Raw genomic sequence first — 17,531 nt, 5'->3', positions numbered from 1 at the left:
CTGTTTTGATAGAAAGTGATAAAATTTGGATTGATGGTGATTTAGTTGATTATAATGAAGCAAAGGTGCATGTATTAACTCATGGATTACACTATGGGACCGGGATATTTGAGGGAATTCGCTCTTATGCCACTGTAGAAGGTATTGCAATATTCCGATTAGACGATCACATAAAACGATTGTTTAATAGCGGAAAAGCTTACTTTATGAAGTTCGAATATTCTTTTGATGAACTCAAAAGGGCTACAGTAAAAGTAGTTAAGGCAAATGGATTGGACGAATGTTATGTCAGGATCATCGCATTTTACGGTTATGGTAAGTTGGGAGTTAACCCTTTGCCTAATAAGGTATCTATAGCAATATCTGCATGGAAATGGACTGAACATATCAGAAAAGAAGATATGAAGCAGGGGATTCATATTATGGTATCTTCTTGGGAAAAGGTAGGAATAAAGTCGATGCCTACTCATGCAAAAGGAGTGGCAAATTATGCCAATTCTGCATTAGCAAGAATGGAAGCCTTGAAATCCGGTTTCGATGAAGCGATAATGTTAAATTCTAACGGGTTTGTTGTAGAGGCAAGTGCGGAAAATGTTTTCTTTGTAAAGGATGAAGTATTGTACACTCCTCCAATTTCCACAGGGGCTCTCGAAGGGATAACCCGAGATACTGTTATTGAAATCGCAAGGCAGAACGGTATTGACCTTTGCTGTGAAAACGTTTCTAGAGATGAACTCTATTACTTCGATGAAATATTTTTGACCGGAACAGCATCCGAAATTGTTCCGGTAGGATTCGTTGATCACAGAGTAATAGGTAATGGGGGTATTGGACCAGTTACAAAAAAAATCCAGCAGCATTTTGAAAATATAGTTAGAGGTAATAATCAGAATAAACGTGATTGGCTCACCATTATATAATAATTCTGACCATGCTTCTCGAAATCTTGCTTTTTACACTATAAACAATAATGTCTAATAAGCCGACAGCTAATATGACCTTATAAAAAAAATGATTCATATATTATCATTTGAAAACGTTTAAGACTATGGTACCATAGAGGTGAGCTATTTTATTTCAAGACTTGTAAGTTTTCATCCTTTGAGTGGACAGTACACCGTTTCCCAATTTTCGTCTAGACCTCTATAACTCTTGAGTTGAAACAGATTTAGCCCTTTAAAGGTTCTGACCTTCTAATCATGTTGAATCATTATTTAGCCAATAGCATTCCATATTTGTTGTAAAGATGTATCATACCTATAACCTGTGTTAAAATGTCCACCTTCAAACTCCATATATTCGTGTCTTATACCCAGATCTTTACATCTTTTACTAAATATTCTTGATCCTATGATCAAATTAAATTCATCGTTAATTCCACAATCGAAATACAGGAGTTTCATATTTTTCAGATTGTCTGAAAAATCATTTACTTTATTGATGGGGTCAAATTCTCTCCATAATTTCCATATATTCTCTTTGAATTCTCCTGACTCTATATCAAATGGTAAATCTAAGTATAAGTCTGGATTATTCAGGTTTGGAGAATAATGTGCAGCCATTGATATAATACTTAACGTTGTAAAGTCCTTTTTATCGTGATTGCTTGTCTTATTCCAAAAATCAATGAGCCATCTTTTAGCACCTTTATACTTTCTTAAAACATCAATTGCGATCGGAAAATCTGGAAGATAACAATATTCAAAAGCCGAATCAAATGAATGTGCAGCTACGGCGTTAAAAATTCCTGGATTTCGCATACCTAAAGAAAGAGCTCCAAAGCCGCCCGAAGATTTCCCCAAAATAGCTCTTTTTGAAATATTATAATTTAAATCTATGAAAGGAATAATTTCATCTATGATATAATCTTGATACCTGCCCACTGCCACGGAATTGATGTATTGGCTCCCTCCCAACCTGTTAAAGCAATTTATCATTACTATGATCATTTCACCACATTTGTGATCTGCGATTAATTTTTCCAACCTCATATGGATGGGTGGGGAAAAAGGATTGCAAGTAATAGACGAATAATTGTCATTGCCAAAAGAGGGTAACAAAAAAATGGCTGGATATCCAGATGATAGACCCGTCGAGTAATTAGGGGGGGTGTAGATTATTATGTCCCTTTTATAAGGATCCTCTAAAGGATTATTTTGTAATATTTTGCTTTCAAATTTTAAGATATCTATCTTCCCGTTCAATTTTCTTTATCCATATCCTGGATATCTTTCTTTTATCTTCTTTTTTATATTGGATGACAATTTTTCTGATACTGTGTCGTGATATGCGCTCTTTCCAATAATGTTTTTACTAGTGTATAGGAAAGGTCCATAAAGATATTCTGTACCTTTTTTTGGCACAGTTGGTTCCACGGAATTCAACATCAAATTCAATTCCCTGTTTATGTAGTCCGTATTTTTCTTGGACAATACTTCATGTTCTTCAGAAATTTTTCTAAACATATTCATAAACACAGGGGGATCTATCTTCCTATATCCAAATGGGATAGCGTCTTCATCGAAGGTTTTCTTTATCCTAATAGGATCAATATCTAATTTTGTCCCCGTTATGATTGGGGATGGTTTATAGATAGAATCAATTTTTATTTGCCAAGATTCATCAGAGTTTGTCACTGTTGCGTCAAAAAATCCGTCGTGGATCGAATTCGTAGATATGACGAAATTCCAATTTCTAGGATTTACTGAATATTTTTTGAATATCTGTTTTGCCAGCATCTTTTCATCCAGAATTTCCATAGTTAAAATTAGTTTGATATTTAATAATAGGCTTGCGCTTCTATTCACAATCTACTGATGCGTTATACATTATTGAGTATCAATTTGTTATTAGATCGTCTAAAGTGGAAAAAGGTGGGTGTCTTCCCGTAATTCTAAATATTGTAGAATTACCTTTTTTTCCATGCTCTTCAAGATATTCCAATTTTTTGAATATAACTAAGGCTATTTTTCCACGCTGTCTATTATTGCCACAAGCCTTTCTCTCCTTATCTTGCAAGTCCTGTAAAATAAACTCTCCATTGCCTCTTACCTTCTCATTTGACAGATTTAGACAAGCCCTCCACAGCCGTGATATAATTGATCGATTTTGTCGAAGTGATCCCAAATATAATACTTTAGAGTATTTTTGAGTTAAAATTTGAGCCGCGAATTCCAGATCATCTGTTTTTCGATGATAAATATTATACACACTTCTTCTTTTTCGAGGACTATCTTCTAAATTAAACCAGAAACTATACCCTTCTGGCTCGGCATAAAATTGATTTATATTATTTGAGTTATATGGTCCTTTTTCGTCTTCAATTCTCGAAATTTTACTTAATTTCCAATTCCTATTATCGTTTAAAATCTTTTGTGCATCAATCAGTTTCTCATAGTTAACAATAAATTTTCTCTTTTTATTTGTTTCCAACTTTAGCAGCAAGCCACTATCCACAAGATTATTTAGTGCAATAATCAAATTTTCCTCAAAATGTCGACCAGAAAGTTTTCTGATCTGATCTTCAAAGAGAACGTTATGTACTCCATCACCTATTAGATTGTATATTATCCACCTCTTCCAATCTGAGATAGCGACCACTTTCTACTCTTGTCCTTGTCCATATTAGTATTTCATTACAAACATTTAATCTTTCCTAATTATAGTAATACTGAGATTTGTTTGTCACTTTTTTAGCTGATAAATATTGGTTTGATACTTAAGTGTACAAATTAACCGATGTCATTATACCAATTCAATTTTACTTGTTGACGATTCTTAAACTCTTTTAAGTTCATTATCTTTGTTGAATATGAGGTTTTGTGCATGTGTGCGTACTAACAAAAGAGCACTTCTTAAAAAACATTCATTAAAAATCAATCATTAGATAAAAGTTATTTATTATATCGTTAATCTAAAAATTCCTTCTAATGAGTTTTATGATCCAATATTATGAGAATTTGGTTATTATTAGTGGTGAATCTCAAAATTTTTGACCTATCAATAAGCGATTGATAGAAATGGTCTTGGTTTTGATTAAGGTATTTTTGATCAATTAGAATTACTTTATCGCCTATTTTTCTAACCATGCCTACTCTTATCACGCTCAAGCATATGAAATCAAGTTTTTTAGATAGATATATTATGACAATAGTCTTATTCATATTACTTTGTCATTTTTTATATCATTTTTTCTAGTATATCCATTAGAATCAAAATAACTGCACTATATGAAGGAATGCAATTATAATTTACATTGAAATAAATTACAAGTTAAGATGATCCTATCTAAGAAAGTTACATTATTGGTAATATTTACATCATCCTTATTTTTAGTTTTAATTCTAAATGGGTCTTTCTCTAACTCTACATATTCTGAATCTCCTATAGTATCGGATTATTATACTAAAAAGTTAGACAGCAACCAAACTTTTGATAATAAATGTGATTTCTTAAATTTGTGCAGTGGAGATGGTGCAAACAAATTGAGTGGAATTTCATCCCCTGTTAATAAGGGGATTGTAGATATTTCGTATTTAAAAATTGATATAGTTCTTCCATTTCCATAGCGATTTGAGGTAGTAGCATCTCTGTATACGGAAATTACTATAGTTCATTAACAAAGTTCAGTTTGATTTTTTTAAGGATGGGAATTAGTTTGTCTAGTCTTATTATTCTTTTGGACCCAAATTATACTCTCTTCCTTCAACATCTAAATGGGCAATTTCATCCCCTTTTTTTCATTATGGGCATTTTGAATAAGTTGGAGTCTAATATTTCTATTATAGTTATTTTTTTGGAACTGTAATCGCTAACAGACAAACGAATTGCTTGAAATGATGTGTGTTTAAAATATTTCTTTCTTTAATTTGTTAATTCAACTTGTCCCGTCTATAAGTTAAGATAGCTCGTATACTATGACGTGCTGCCATATATTATACTCACACATGAAAGTTCTAGTATCAGTAAGAAACTTTTATAAACTAGGGATCTAAAATTCACATATTAAAAAGAAAAAAATTCCTAAGAAGAGGAGGTTGGATGCACTTAATGTATATACTGAAGAGGAAGTTGATTATTTTATTGATACAATAAAGGATGTAAAGCCATTTCCAAAGTTAAGAGATCTGAGGAAGCTGCTGACCGCAACTCTATCTTTGGACAAGATTAATGCGATTTTAAAATATCTTGAACGATCTAAACAGATATTAGTGGATTTGGATGGAAACATCGTATGGATAAAAAACAGTAATATGAAAGAGGCTTCAAATCTGTCAGAAACTGCTAATTTTTCCAAAGAATTCCTAGAGCATTTTGGTAAATTTTAGTTCAGAGAATTTGAATTTATAAATATTTAAATCACGTATATTTGTAAGTTAATATAAACATGGTAGATTTTTTTAAATCAAAACGAAATAGGCGAATTACTCCAGATGGTGAACCACTGGAAGATGTAGGCGGTGGGGGTGGATTTGGTTTTTCTAGTCCATTAAAAATAGCTATTCCTGCAATAATTGCTGTTATTATTATTTTTGTGATACTGACCTCTAGTTTAAAGATAGTTGAGGCTGGTAATCGCGGTGTATTACTAAAATTCGGTGCAGTTGATACCTCTATCTCCCTAAGTGAAGGCTTGCATTTTGTATTACCGTTTAGGGATTCAATAGTACCTATGGAAGTCAGAACTCAAAAGATTGTTGAAAGTACCACTTCAGCTTCAAAGGATCTTCAAAATGTGGCGACCGAAGTCGCGTTGAATTATCGAATTAATCCGGATACCGTTCCAATTTTGTACAAGGAGATAGGCCTTGATTATTCTAACAGGGTAATAGTGCCAACAATTCAGGAATCCGTAAAGCAAGTAACTGCTAGATATAATGCAGAAGAATTGATCACTAAAAGAGATCAGGTAAAATCTGAAATAGAGGAACAAATAGAGGCTAGATTGACTCCTTACAATATTGTTATGGACACGATATCTATCACTGACTTCCAGTTTTCAGATCAATTCGTTCAAGCAGTAGAAGCTAAAGTCCAAGCCGAACAGCGTGCACTTCAGGCTCAAAATGAATTACGAAGAATTCAAATAGAAGCTCAACAAACTGAAGCACGTGCATTGGGTGAACAAAAAGCAAATATCGCCTCTGCTGAAGGTCAACGTCAAGCTAACATATTGAGAGCTCAAGGAGAGTCTGCAGCAATACAAACTATTGAAACTCAACTTAATAATAGTACAACCTATCTTAATTGGCTACAAGCTCAAAAATGGGATGGTAAGCTTCCGTTAGTAACAGGAAGCATCGGAGGAGGTGGTGGTGCAGCATCAGGTGGTGGTAATACTTTAGGCGCTATTCCATTCATAAATATTCCCACTGGGGCGTCCGCATCATCCTCGTCAGGCTCTAATACATCCTCATCAATACCACCATTTCAAACACAGTTCAATGCCACTGGGTAGTGTTATTAGCTAGGTATACTCTTACCTACTACCAATTTTTCATTTATCATGAAATAAAAAAATTTTTTTATATGCCAGATTTATATTTAACTAAAATAGATTAGTCAAATACATTCAGAATGAAAACGCTTATAATCCTACGACATGATATGGATTAAGGTAATATTGTACTTCAAAGAAGGCCTCACCTTTGATGACGTTCTATTGGTGCCTAAGAAATCACCTATCGTATCTCGATCACAAACCAGTCTAAAAACAAGACTTTCATCAAATGTTAGTCTTAATATCCCGATTATAAGTGCCAACATGGATTCGATCACCGAGTCTCGAATGGCTATAGCACTTGCAAGAGAAGGGGGAATCGGAATAATACATAGATTCATGACTATTCAAGATCAAGTAGAACAAGTTTTAAAGGTTAAACGTAGTGAATCTGTAATTATTGAACAACCCTATACCATTGATCTTAATAAAACTATAAAGGACGCTAACTCAATGATGTCCGAGAATGGAATATCTGGATTGTTAGTAAAGGATTCCAATAATAAACTCTGTGGAATATTGACACGCAGAGATACTGTTTTTGAAAGAAACCTAAATGTGCTTGTGTCTGATTTGATGACTAGAGATGTTGTTTCCGCCAAAGTTGGTACCACTATAGAACAAGCCAAAGAAATTCTTCATAGGAATAAGATTGAGAAATTACCAGTTATAAATGAAAACGGCGAGATTAACGGACTTATTACTGGTAAAGATATCTTAAAAATGGAGGAATATCCCAATGCTTCAAAAGATAAGAAAGGAAGATTGCTTGTTGGGGCCGCGGTAGGAGTAAAGGGCGATTATCTTGAAAGAACTGAATCATTGCTAAACAATGGAGCAGACGTTATAGTTGTGGATATCGCACACGGACATAGTGACAACGCGATAAACACTGTAAAATTGATCAAAAAAGCATTTCCTTCTTGTGAACTTATAGCTGGAAATATTGCAACAGGAAGGGGTACTGAAGATTTGATAAAAGCAGGTGTCGATGCAGTTAAGGTAGGGGTTGGGTCTGGTTCGATTTGCATCACTAGAATTGTCACAGGTTCTGGTGTTCCTCAGTTAACTGCAATTATTGACAGCGTAAAAATGGGAAAGAAATATGATGTCCCAATTATTTCCGATGGTGGAACTAGAACTTCTGGTGATATGACTAAAGCTTTAGCTGCTGGCTCGTCATCGGTCATGATAGGAAGCATGTTTGGAGGAACTGATGAAAGCCCTGGTAAAACGCTAGTAAAAAATGGTAAAAAATATAAAATGTATAGAGGCATGGCATCTTTTTATGCTGCTTTAGGTCGAAGATACAGAGAAAACCCTGACTCCAGTTCCGATAATGAGGATTTAGATGACTATGTTCCAGAAGGTGTTGAAGCTATGGTACCTTATAAAGGCAGTGTGATTGATGTTATCAGACCACTTGTTGGAGGAGTTAGATCGGGACTAAGTTATTGTGGTGCCAATACAATCGGCGAAATGCAGGAAAATGCAGAATTTATTAAAATTACTCTCGCCGGTTACAAAGAGAGCCATCCGCATGATGTGGATGTAATTTAAAATCTATTTTTTAATGGCTATGTTAGAGTGCTACTATCCGTAGATATTATAAAATAGAGGAATCTTTTTGTACATTTACAAAAATAAGGAACGACAATTCAACGGAGATTGACAAATTCCATCACTCTATCAAATCAATAATGGGCTACTCTTGCATTTAATATTCAAGATGACTTGTACTTTAAAAAAATTTACTTTCGATGCTTGAGGATTATTTGTTGTTTCTTCTATCTATTGTGTCCATTATCTCTGCACCCGTTCCAATGATAGTCACTGGCAATCCTGTCTCTGATTCAATATTACCAACAAATTCTTTAGCTTCTGCAGATAACTTAGAAAAATCTGTAATGCCTTTGGATTCGGGGAAAACGATGTCTAGTTTTGTTAGCGCCACTTGTGTTGCGCCATTAATTTGAATAGCTTTTTTTGCCAAGTCAAAATCAAATGGGGCAGATCTTCTTTGTCTCCCAGTTACGCTTCCATATTCTAACCAATTTCTCTCTTTTGCCTGTTCAGCATTTATTTCAGAATTTAATGGTCCCTCACCTACTCTAGTAACATATGATTTAAAAACAATCAAAACTTCGTCTACCTTTTTTGGACCAACTCCAACATCAGAACAAATGGCTGAAGCTGATACATCTTTTGAAGTTACAAAAGGGTACGTACCGTGAAAGAGTGACAAAAATGTACCCTGCGTCCCTTCAATTAGTACCTTTTCTTTGTTATCTATCGAATGGTTAATGGAATTACTAACATCTTCTAAAAACAAAGCAATTTCTGGAATATCCTTTGCAAGTTTTAGAGTTCTCAACGCTCGGTCTGCATTTGCAGGGCCAGTCCCTGTTCCAGTAGTACCAATCAATCTTTTAAGATGATCATTATTTTTATCCTTTTCCTGGTGTATCTTTTCTATAATGCCACATTGAAAATCTACAAAGGTCCTATCGGTAGTATCGAATGTTTCTATCTCTTTCAATAATATATTTGGTTCTATGAGGACACCTGCACCAATTAAAAGTCTCGTATCTTTGTTTAATACTGCACTAGGTAACATTCTAACTTTAAACTCTTTATTGTTTTGAACAAAAGTATGACCCGCATTAGGGCCCGCACCCCCTCTGGCTGCTATATCATAATTATCTTTTATAGAAAGATAAGCAACTATCTTTCCCTTTCCTTCATCTCCATAAAATCCACCAACAGTAACTATACAAGGCATACGGTATATTATTAAAAAACATAGATTATTTAATCTTAGTAGTTTTTATGTTCTCTCTCTGCAAGAGATTGAAGTCAAGGATCTTTCAGGGGTTGGAGCGAAAATTTATGCATGATTACCATAGTTGGTGTGATATTTCAGTCTTGAAGAATAAATGTTTTGGGAATTGGAAAGAAAAAAATATTGTTAATTTTTTCAGACTCTTGTGGATACGGATAATCCTGCATCATCATTTGTAGAAAACATTTTGATTATTTTGTCGAATTTGCCATCTGGTCTTCGATCACCCATCATTAAAAGTCGATTGAACGAATTCTTAACCTTTGATACTGCAGAAAAAAGGGAAATTATTCAAAATATTTTTGTTAATTACGGAAAAATTGGAAATCAGGCTTTGCTGAATATATTCGATTCTTGGTTGAATTCATTGGCCGACATGAAAAGTAGTGAAATTAGTACTATATTCTATTCGTATATAATTGAAATATCTTTGAATCCATCTTTGATCGATTCGTTGAAGCAGGATCTTGTGGCATCACTGACTAGTGTACTGGATAGGTTACCCATCCACAAAAAAATAAAACTACTTGACTGCTTTTTTGAATCAGTCCTAAATACCCCGAACCCAAATTTAATCCTGAGAGTTCTTCCTCATAATTTGATAGAAGTGTTTGATGAATAATTCGACTTTAATATAGTCATTTATTTTCTGGTTTTTTTTCTATTTCTCCTATTGTATTATCAAAAAATCCTTTCTCGTATTTTCTTAAAGCTTTTCTATGTTCGGGGAGGGACATATCTAGTCTCATCTCATTCATAACCATGACTGCATAGGTTGTCCATTCCTTCCAACAATCAGGACAAGATGGATATTTTAGTGATGTTTCATCTTCAACATCACTTTCATTAAATGATTTATTACATTTTAGACATGTTTTTGACATTACGTTAGTAAATTGACGCATAAGATACTTATTATATTTTATTCTTTCCGGTGGATAGACTTTTTTATATCTTTAAATTTATGCCAATAGGAAACGTATATAGAATTATTAAAAATCTATTTTACTTGGGTTTATTATCTAAACTCCTTAAAGTGACAAAGTCATCATAACCAGAATTAAATTCACTAGATACAGTAGATAATAAATTTAAAAATTTTGGGTCTTTAGCTAAATTCTTTTTCATAAGAGATTCCATCTCGTGAATAGCAAAAATAACATTGTCATTATTTGCACCGATACTTGAAGATATGATATTATTTTCATTGAATAGAATGGCTATCTTAAATCCTAAAATCAATGCAAAAATCTTTATTTTGTAGTCAATTTCTTCTTTCATATCTGCAAACAATGATTTGTCATGCTCAAATGATAAACTAAAAATATAATCTGATGAGGTTTTCAAATAATCTGTAATGATATTAAAAAACTTTGCTGTTGCCATTTTTATTGTGTTGGACTGGAAGTGCTTGAACAATAATTCTTGCAAGACTATGTCGTCATTATATCTGATCAGAAAATCGGGCGAATATGTGTACTTATTGCTAAAGATATGAATGAGACCTACGCTAGTTAATTTGAATTTATCATCAGGCACCTGTTGGTTCGAGATAGCCCTTGGGTTCGAACCAAGTGGAGCGATGTCTAGTTGTATGATGCCTTTCTCAAGCAGACTGTTTGTTTCAATCGTTGCTGTGGAAAGGTTCTCAACCTTCTTATTCCTTCCAAAACCCAAGAAATCCTTTAATTTCTTAATTTTGTCATAGGAATCTCTTTGTCTATTATTAATTATATTGTACAATGTCCGCTTTTCGGAATCCGAAATTGGAAAATGCTTGACTCCTTGTAACAGGATGATAAACTCATTCACTTTGTATCGGGTAATTATGTTTGCTGGTCAACCGGTTAAAAATATTTACTAAGTAAATGATGACACCTTATGTTATACCACTATAATCTTAGGATATTTATTACCGTAAATTACATTTAAGATTGATAAAAATGGTAAATAAACCAATTTACCTTGCAGCAAGTTTACTTGCGATCCTTAGCTTAGTCGCTATTGGAGCAAGCGCAAACATTAGTGCTTTTGCTCAATCAGATAAAGTACAGGCATCTATAGTCCCTGGAGCAACTACCTTAACCGATACGGCTGTGAGTCCGAATCCTATTCAAGCGAAAGTAGGTCAAACTGTAGTCTGGACAAACGATGATTCCGCATTCCATACCGTAACATCTGGACTAATTGGTGCAGCAGATGCTGGAAAAATGTTTGATTCAGGCTTAGCTGGTCCAACAGCACTTACTGCCAAGGGAAAAACCTTTGAGCATACCTTCGACACTGTAGGCGAATTTGATTACCACTGTACCTTGCATCCTGCAATGACAGGTCAAGTAATCGTAACGTAAGTACGTACAATCACATCTCTTTTTTTAACTCTAGATTCTTGAAAGTCTATTAATACTGATGAATTTTTAACAAGTTTAACCATTAGCAAAGTTTACCTGAATAATTCCTTAACATGAAAATTGTCAAAAAAACAATTGTCTTTATTAACCATACAAAAGTAATGCAAATCTAATTGATTTTTTTTACCTTGTAGTAGCAATGTCATTTAGAAACGTGGAATTTTATTAGGATATTTATTACCGTAAATTACATTTAAGATTGATAAAAATGGTAAATAAACCAATTTACCTTGCAGCAAGTTTACTTGCGATCCTTAGCTTAGTCGCTATTGGAGCAAGCGCAAACATTAGTGCTTTTGCTCAATCAGATAAAGTACAGGCAACAATTGTACCGGGTGCATCAACTTTGACTGATACGTCATACAGTCCGAATCCTATTGAAGCCACTGTTGGTCAAACTGTAGTCTGGACAAACGATGATTCCGCATTCCATACCGTAACATCTGGAAGTGTCGGTGCACCAGACGCAGGAAAGGCATTTGATTCAGGCTTAGCTGGTCCAACAGCACTTACTGCCAAGGGAAAAACCTTTGAGCACAAATTTGATACAGCAGGTGAGTATCCGTATTTTTGTACCTTACATCCAGCGATGGTTGGTACAGTAACAGTAAAATAACATTCCCACCTCTTTTTTTTACCTGCTTATTTGAAAATCAATCCTAATTCACTCATTAAGATACTAAACGAATTTAACTCAAACACAACCAAAATTAGAATTAAAAATAGCTTATCAACTCTAGATTTTTTAGATTCCTTGTCAGAGAGAGGGGTAGTCATAAAGGACAAGCAAATCAATGCCTCTTCCTATAATAAGATCATTATCGCGTTAGCTGCAGTTGAATGTGGTGCAGATATTTTGACTGTATGTAGGTTAATTGACTGGAGAGATTTTGAATTATTTACTTCCGAGATAATGAAATTTCATGATTATGCGGTATACAAAAACTATCGCATTAAGAATCCTACTCGACAAATTGATGTCGTAGGTATGAGAGGACAAAATGCCTTGGTTTTAGACTGTAAGCATTGGAAGAGAAACTCCTACTCCGGAATAGCGAATGCAGTAGATAAACAAATAGAGCGAGTTACTCTCTTTATGAAAAAGAAGGAATCCCTTGGAATTGAATACTCTTATCCAGTAATAATTACTTTTTTGCCAAATGAATTTCAATATGTAAATCAAGTGCCTATAGTACCAATAAGCTCCTTTAACTCATTCTTAAATGATTTTGATACTTATAAACAAAACTTTATTAGGATTTAAGAGAACTTTTTTTCATGTTTTCTGTTGTTAGCAGAAATTCATTTGCCATTCGTAAGACACGTTTACTGTTTTCAAATGAAAGTTTTTGTAACGCCTGCTCAAAAGTTTGCCATTCGAAATTTATGTGCTCAAACGATAGAACCACTTTCTTAGATCTAGTTTCAGCCAGGTAGTAAATTACAGCTTTATTTATCAATTTTGATTTTTTCCTATATTTATATGATATTTGTTGTCTGAACCCGTTGATTATTTGGATGTCTATAATTCCAGTCTCTTCTGACACTTCTCTGAAAACTGTATCTATCTCTGTCTCCCCTATTTCCATATTACCTTTGGGAAAATCCCAGTGTCCATAATTATAGTTTAGGATCAAATACTTTATTTCGGAATGTTCATCAACCAAATATAATACAGCCCCGGCCGAGATTTCATCATACATTGCCTTGAATGAATTTAACAATTATAAAAGCGTGTTTGTATTATGACAAGTACCATACCCTAATTGAAAAGGACTATTCAGACAATATCTTCAGATGTCTCTTTTACATCGTGGTCTGAACCCTCTACACCCGGACTATATTTGTGAATATCTTCCCAATCTTCAAACGTCATCCAATATCCACAATAGATCAAGTTTTTTTTATTATCAATTTCTCCATGCTGTGGCATTAAATATATGTGGAGAGATTCAGTCTAATTTAAATCCAGATTTATTTACCATATCTTCGAGCTCTATTTTGAAAAGTTCGAATTGCTCGCATCAAATCGATTTTTCTAAATTCGGGCCAAAAAATATCCACAAATATCAGTTCACTATAAGCACTCTGCCACAGCAAAAATCCACTTAAACGTTTTTCCCCTGATGTTCTTAAAATTAAATCTGGCTCTGCCTGGGGAAGATGTGCCGTATATAGATTTGCCTCGATGATCTTTTCATCGATATCGTCTATTTTAATTTTGTTTTCTTTCACTGACGTCGCTATTTTTCTAATCGCGTCTATTAGCTCCTTCTGTCCACCATAGGCAATAGCAATATTTAAATACATATTTTCATAATTTTCTGTTCTCTTTTCCAATTTTCTTAAGATATCTTGCAATCTCTTTGGAAGTTTATTGAATTCTCCAATTGATTTTACTCGTATTTGCTTATTGTGTATTCTGCTATCAGTATATAAACTAGTCAATTTATCTTCGAGCAAGGAGTATATATTTTCAAGCTCTTGTGTTTCTCTATAAAGATTTTCATTTGATAATACATAGACTGTAGTTATTTTTATCCCTAGGTCGTAAATCCAATTTAATAAATCTTCAGCAATGTCTGCACCCATTTGATGCCCTTTCACTTTATCTATATCCATTATTTTTGACCATCGCCGATTTCCATCTAAAATAATTCCAATATGCTGAGGAAAAGGAAATTGATTTATTTGACTCGTCAAGTGTTTTTCATAAATTTTATAAATAAGATTTTGTTTAGATGTTAAATACAGTAATTTTAGAATCTTGTCTATCATAGACATTAGGAGAGATGTTTTATACCCTTATCTATGCTCTAATATATCTTACTGGTCGTCATGTTTGAGAGCTTCACCGCCCTTTCGGTTTCTAAAGTATTGGAATAGAAAAGTTGCCGCTATCAAGGTAATCGCTAAACCGATCAACAATGAAGAAATTAGATTGAATGGATTTCCACGTTCAGAAATCAGTGATGTCAATTGCAACATGGGTATGTAAAGTAGGCCCAAAACTACCAAACGCAGAATATCATATATTATTTTGATACTTCCTTTAAACCAGTTACTCAACAATATTCCTGCAAAGATCGTTGAAATTCCTATCCACAGTAGCGTTATAGTTCCTGTTGCAAAGTTACTTAGAACAAGTTTGTTTGTTATAATTGAAGTAAATCCTTTATTTGAATCTAATGTTTCCTGAGGAATGTGAGAAATGCCGTTTAAAATCGATGCCAAAATTATCATTGTGCCGGCAAAGTAGGAAAATACACGGATGAATCCAGAAGGAGTTGGCTTTGACAATGTAGCTAGTGATTTGTCTATATCAAATGCCCTAAGAATAAAAGCAGCACCCAGTATACTAATACCTAACGCAAATGCCTCGCGAGAAAATCCAAAAATTATTGACAATCCACTTGTAACTAAAAGTGCGCCTGGAAGGCCTAGGAAAAATTTCGAATAACGTGGATCGTAAAATAATATTTTTATATATCTAGCTAAAATAGCATAGGAATACTCTACACTTCTACTTTGTCTTACTATAATTCTTTGGATAGATATAATGGGAATCCGACCTTGAATTAAAGGTATTGCTGTTTCATCGTCTTCTCCATCCGATATTACTACTGCCCCATCTGCTTCGTATATACTTAAAACCCTGTCTATCTCTTGAGTTATCTTTAAATCTCCATCAATGCCCCTGTTATACTTGCCTGCGACCAAGGCAATTTCGACATCATAGCCCTTCATTCTGAATTCTTCATATGATTTTACCGCTCCAAAAATTGCATTACAATCTGAATCTTCTGGATCTTCAATAGCTAATTTTGTTCCGGCATGAATGCATGATTCCTTGCCGATAATCGGAGTTTCAAGTCCTCCTTTAATACCTATATCGTCATCTCTGTCGATACAAAATACGATAACCTTTGTAAAATTTTGCAAAGAACTTATTTTATTATAATGTTCATTTTTTTTTAAATCTACTTTATTGTCAAGTTGGCCCCATCTAGGCATTAATAATACAATAGATAAAATGATCTACTATTTAATTAAGTTACTCGATCTTTTCAAGAATTTAGAGATAATGGATTAATATTCAAATTATGGGTATATGATTAAAACAATCGTTGATGTTCTTTTAGGATACATCTGTTATAAATAACATCAATATCTTTCTTTTCTGCAATTTCTTTTGCTTCCTTATTGTAAATGCCCAATTGCATCCATATCACTTTGATTCCATTCTTTAGTATTACATCTTGCACTACTGGTAATACATCTTCTGATTTTCGAAATATGTCTACTATATCAACCTGATTGGGGATGTCTGATACCTTTGGATATGACTTATTCCCGAAGATCTCATCATAAACAGGATTAACAGGAATGACATTGTAACCTTTTTCAATTAGGTATTTTGGAACATAGTTAGATGGTTTTCCTTCAGTTGGAGACATTCCAACTACAGCAATATTTTTAAAACCATATATCCTTCTTAAATCCTTGTCAGAATTTTTATCTATATCGTTAGTGACCATACCATGTTCTGATTTATCTTATTATTTAACAGTTAATGGGCAAATTTTTTTAAATATTGCATAAACTTGTAATACATTTTTAAAGCTATATTCAGTTTAATGAAATCAAGATATACTACACAATGGTTATTGAATAATTGATTGCATTTCAATAACTGGTATCCTTATTATCTCATAATTGCTAGATTATTGAATATTCAAATTCAAAGGGATTTTCTCAATTCCTTGAACTTGTCTACCCTCGTTTCAAATAAAGTCGTTGGCCCAAACTGGTTCAGAAAGATCCATAACAGCAAAACATTAGTTATAGGAGCGGGGCCAAGTATTGAAGAAAGCACAGTACAAAATTACATACTTGAAATATGTAATTGCAACAAGGGCAAATTTAGTAATGTCGAGTCAGAGAACGTGGTGGTGATAGCCGCCGATGGTGCTGCTGAAATGTGTCTGGATTTAGGAGTTATTCCAGATTTTGTTGTAACGGATCTTGATGGAAATTATCAATCCTTAAAAAGGGCTCATTTGGAGGGATCAATTATGGTAATACATGCTCATGGTGATAATTTTGATAAGATTGTCTCGCAGGTTCCATATTTTAGTAATAGCGTAGGAACGACTCAAAATTTTCCTCTGAAAAATGTCTACAATTTTGGAGGATTTACGGATGGCGATAGAAGTGTATCTCTTGCGGTTGAATTTCTAGCAAGAGAGATCTTACTTGTAGGTATGGATTTTGACTCTAGAATAGGTTTGTTTTCAAAAAGGAATGTTCCAAACCTTGAATTGAAGAAACAGAAATTACAAATTGGAAAATATTTGGTTGGGATGCTATTGGAAAATTCTGATGCCCTAGTAACTCACATCACGTCTTTGAATCACAATTCATCTTTTTATGGGGTGAATAAATATAAAGTAATATGAATACTAAGAATATTCTTACTTTTACAGGGTTTGGGCTTGCATTGCTTGGAGGTTATTTATGGATGGTAGGTAATATTTCAATTGCCTTGATCCTTTGGGGTTTGACTTTTTTGATTATATTTCGAATTAATCGTATGAACAAAAATAGATTAAAAACCAAGACCAAATTTAAGAACAAGCATAAACCGATTAATTCTAAAGATGAGGATATATGATATCATCAATCCCTATAAGAATGGAAATCTTTCTTTTACTCTCTAAATTAAGACAGTCTATTTCTTTAGGAAACGACTGAACTATAGTATCATACTAAATATGCA

Annotated in this window: 22 protein-coding genes; 11 read left to right on the top strand and 11 right to left on the bottom strand. The window is 33.7% G+C overall.

From position 1 onward, the window contains the following. Positions 1-5: 5 nt before the first annotated feature. The gene (locus tag AB0A59_RS10885; protein ID WP_458743738.1) at positions 6-920 is read left to right on the top strand and encodes a branched-chain amino acid transaminase; all 915 of its coding nucleotides are present in this window, start codon (positions 6-8) and stop codon (positions 918-920) included. A 294-nt stretch (positions 921-1,214) separates the two neighbouring features. Here the strand turns inward: AB0A59_RS10885 and AB0A59_RS10880 are convergent, their stop codons facing one another. The 4 genes from AB0A59_RS10880 to AB0A59_RS10865 form a co-directional block, all read right to left on the bottom strand. Then, a complete protein-coding gene (locus tag AB0A59_RS10880) occupies positions 1,215-2,204 on the bottom strand; it encodes an alpha/beta hydrolase (protein WP_458743737.1) in 990 nt (329 codons plus the stop codon). 6 nt (positions 2,205-2,210) lie between these two features. Next, complete coding sequence (locus AB0A59_RS10875; protein WP_458743735.1) at positions 2,211-2,807, bottom strand: hypothetical protein; 597 nt, start codon at positions 2,805-2,807, stop codon at positions 2,211-2,213. 31 nt (positions 2,808-2,838) lie between these two features. Beyond that, positions 2,839-3,600, bottom strand: coding sequence for a hypothetical protein (locus AB0A59_RS10870; RefSeq protein WP_458743734.1), 762 nt, complete (start codon positions 3,598-3,600; stop codon positions 2,839-2,841). Positions 3,601-3,926: 326 nt separating this feature from the next. Then, positions 3,927-4,103, bottom strand: coding sequence for a hypothetical protein (locus tag AB0A59_RS10865; RefSeq protein ID WP_458743733.1), 177 nt, complete (start codon positions 4,101-4,103; stop codon positions 3,927-3,929). Between the two features lie 174 nt (positions 4,104-4,277). On the opposite strand from AB0A59_RS10865, the gene AB0A59_RS10860 reads away from it, so the two are divergent. The 4 genes from AB0A59_RS10860 to guaB all read left to right on the top strand — a co-directional run bounded on the left by AB0A59_RS10860 (position 4,278) and on the right by guaB (position 8,059). Continuing rightward, the gene (locus tag AB0A59_RS10860) at positions 4,278-4,568 is read left to right on the top strand and encodes a hypothetical protein (RefSeq protein WP_458743732.1); all 291 of its coding nucleotides are present in this window, start codon (positions 4,278-4,280) and stop codon (positions 4,566-4,568) included. 468 nt (positions 4,569-5,036) lie between these two features. Then, on the top strand, positions 5,037-5,327 hold the full coding sequence (locus tag AB0A59_RS10855; RefSeq protein ID WP_458743731.1) for a hypothetical protein: 291 nt from the start codon (positions 5,037-5,039) through the stop codon (positions 5,325-5,327). 59 nt (positions 5,328-5,386) lie between these two features. Further along, positions 5,387-6,457 carry a prohibitin family protein gene (locus AB0A59_RS10850; protein ID WP_458743730.1) on the top strand — a complete coding sequence of 357 codons (1,071 nt, stop codon included), beginning with the start codon at positions 5,387-5,389 and terminating at the stop codon, positions 6,455-6,457. Between the two features lie 165 nt (positions 6,458-6,622). Next, the gene (gene guaB / locus AB0A59_RS10845) at positions 6,623-8,059 is read left to right on the top strand and encodes an IMP dehydrogenase (RefSeq protein WP_458743729.1); all 1,437 of its coding nucleotides are present in this window, start codon (positions 6,623-6,625) and stop codon (positions 8,057-8,059) included. A 211-nt stretch (positions 8,060-8,270) separates the two neighbouring features. On the opposite strand, the gene AB0A59_RS10840 is transcribed toward guaB, so the two are convergent. Then, complete coding sequence (locus AB0A59_RS10840; RefSeq protein ID WP_458743728.1) at positions 8,271-9,281, bottom strand: adenylosuccinate synthetase; 1,011 nt, start codon at positions 9,279-9,281, stop codon at positions 8,271-8,273. Between the two features lie 205 nt (positions 9,282-9,486). Here AB0A59_RS10840 and AB0A59_RS10835 point away from each other — a divergent pair, with 205 nt between their 5' ends. Beyond that, a complete protein-coding gene (locus AB0A59_RS10835; RefSeq protein WP_458743727.1) occupies positions 9,487-9,963 on the top strand; it encodes a hypothetical protein in 477 nt (158 codons plus the stop codon). 16 nt (positions 9,964-9,979) lie between these two features. Here AB0A59_RS10835 and AB0A59_RS10830 read toward each other — a convergent pair whose 3' ends face one another. Further along, positions 9,980-10,225, bottom strand: coding sequence for a Fe(2+)-trafficking protein (locus AB0A59_RS10830; RefSeq protein WP_458743726.1), 246 nt, complete (start codon positions 10,223-10,225; stop codon positions 9,980-9,982). 121 nt (positions 10,226-10,346) lie between these two features. Continuing rightward, a complete protein-coding gene (locus AB0A59_RS10825) occupies positions 10,347-11,153 on the bottom strand; it encodes a hypothetical protein (RefSeq protein WP_458743725.1) in 807 nt (268 codons plus the stop codon). A gap of 131 nt (positions 11,154-11,284) precedes the next feature. Here AB0A59_RS10825 and AB0A59_RS10820 point away from each other — a divergent pair, with 131 nt between their 5' ends. The 3 genes from AB0A59_RS10820 to AB0A59_RS10810 all read left to right on the top strand — a co-directional run bounded on the left by AB0A59_RS10820 (position 11,285) and on the right by AB0A59_RS10810 (position 13,016). After that, positions 11,285-11,692, top strand: coding sequence for a cupredoxin domain-containing protein (locus tag AB0A59_RS10820; protein ID WP_458743724.1), 408 nt, complete (start codon positions 11,285-11,287; stop codon positions 11,690-11,692). A 268-nt stretch (positions 11,693-11,960) separates the two neighbouring features. Continuing rightward, entirely contained in the window at positions 11,961-12,368 is a 408-nt protein-coding gene (locus AB0A59_RS10815) for a cupredoxin domain-containing protein (protein ID WP_458743722.1), read from the top strand. 30 nt (positions 12,369-12,398) lie between these two features. Then, positions 12,399-13,016, top strand: a complete 618-nt coding sequence (locus AB0A59_RS10810; RefSeq protein WP_458743720.1) for an NERD domain-containing protein — start codon at positions 12,399-12,401, stop codon at positions 13,014-13,016. Here the strand turns inward: AB0A59_RS10810 and AB0A59_RS10805 are convergent. The 4 genes from AB0A59_RS10805 to AB0A59_RS10790 all read right to left on the bottom strand — a co-directional run bounded on the left by AB0A59_RS10805 (position 13,006) and on the right by AB0A59_RS10790 (position 16,290). Next, positions 13,006-13,455, bottom strand: a complete 450-nt coding sequence (locus tag AB0A59_RS10805) for a bis(5'-nucleosyl)-tetraphosphatase (protein ID WP_458743718.1) — start codon at positions 13,453-13,455, stop codon at positions 13,006-13,008. The genes AB0A59_RS10810 and AB0A59_RS10805 overlap by 11 nt on opposite strands. Positions 13,456-13,726: 271 nt before the next feature. Next, positions 13,727-14,530: a polyprenyl diphosphate synthase gene (uppS, locus tag AB0A59_RS10800; protein ID WP_458747599.1), complete on the bottom strand. Its 804-nt coding sequence runs from the start codon at positions 14,528-14,530 to the stop codon at positions 13,727-13,729. Positions 14,531-14,578: 48 nt separating this feature from the next. After that, complete coding sequence (locus tag AB0A59_RS10795) at positions 14,579-15,766, bottom strand: DUF373 family protein (protein ID WP_458743716.1); 1,188 nt, start codon at positions 15,764-15,766, stop codon at positions 14,579-14,581. A 101-nt stretch (positions 15,767-15,867) separates the two neighbouring features. Beyond that, a complete protein-coding gene (locus AB0A59_RS10790; RefSeq protein ID WP_458743714.1) occupies positions 15,868-16,290 on the bottom strand; it encodes a CoA-binding protein in 423 nt (140 codons plus the stop codon). A 231-nt stretch (positions 16,291-16,521) separates the two neighbouring features. Here AB0A59_RS10790 and AB0A59_RS10785 point away from each other — a divergent pair, with 231 nt between their 5' ends. Together AB0A59_RS10785 and AB0A59_RS10780 are read left to right on the top strand one after the other, a co-directional pair. Continuing rightward, positions 16,522-17,211 carry a 6-hydroxymethylpterin diphosphokinase MptE-like protein gene (locus AB0A59_RS10785; RefSeq protein ID WP_458743712.1) on the top strand — a complete coding sequence of 230 codons (690 nt, stop codon included), beginning with the start codon at positions 16,522-16,524 and terminating at the stop codon, positions 17,209-17,211. Further along, positions 17,208-17,426 (top strand): hypothetical protein, encoded by a 219-nt coding sequence (locus tag AB0A59_RS10780; protein WP_458743710.1) that lies wholly within the window; start codon positions 17,208-17,210, stop codon positions 17,424-17,426. The genes AB0A59_RS10785 and AB0A59_RS10780 overlap by 4 nt, the downstream gene beginning before the upstream one ends. Positions 17,427-17,531 lie beyond the last annotated feature (105 nt).

Source organism: Candidatus Nitrosocosmicus sp. T, assembly GCF_054408485.1.
Note: the sequence above shows the minus strand (reverse complement) of the source record. Positions and strands in the feature narration are given on the sequence as shown.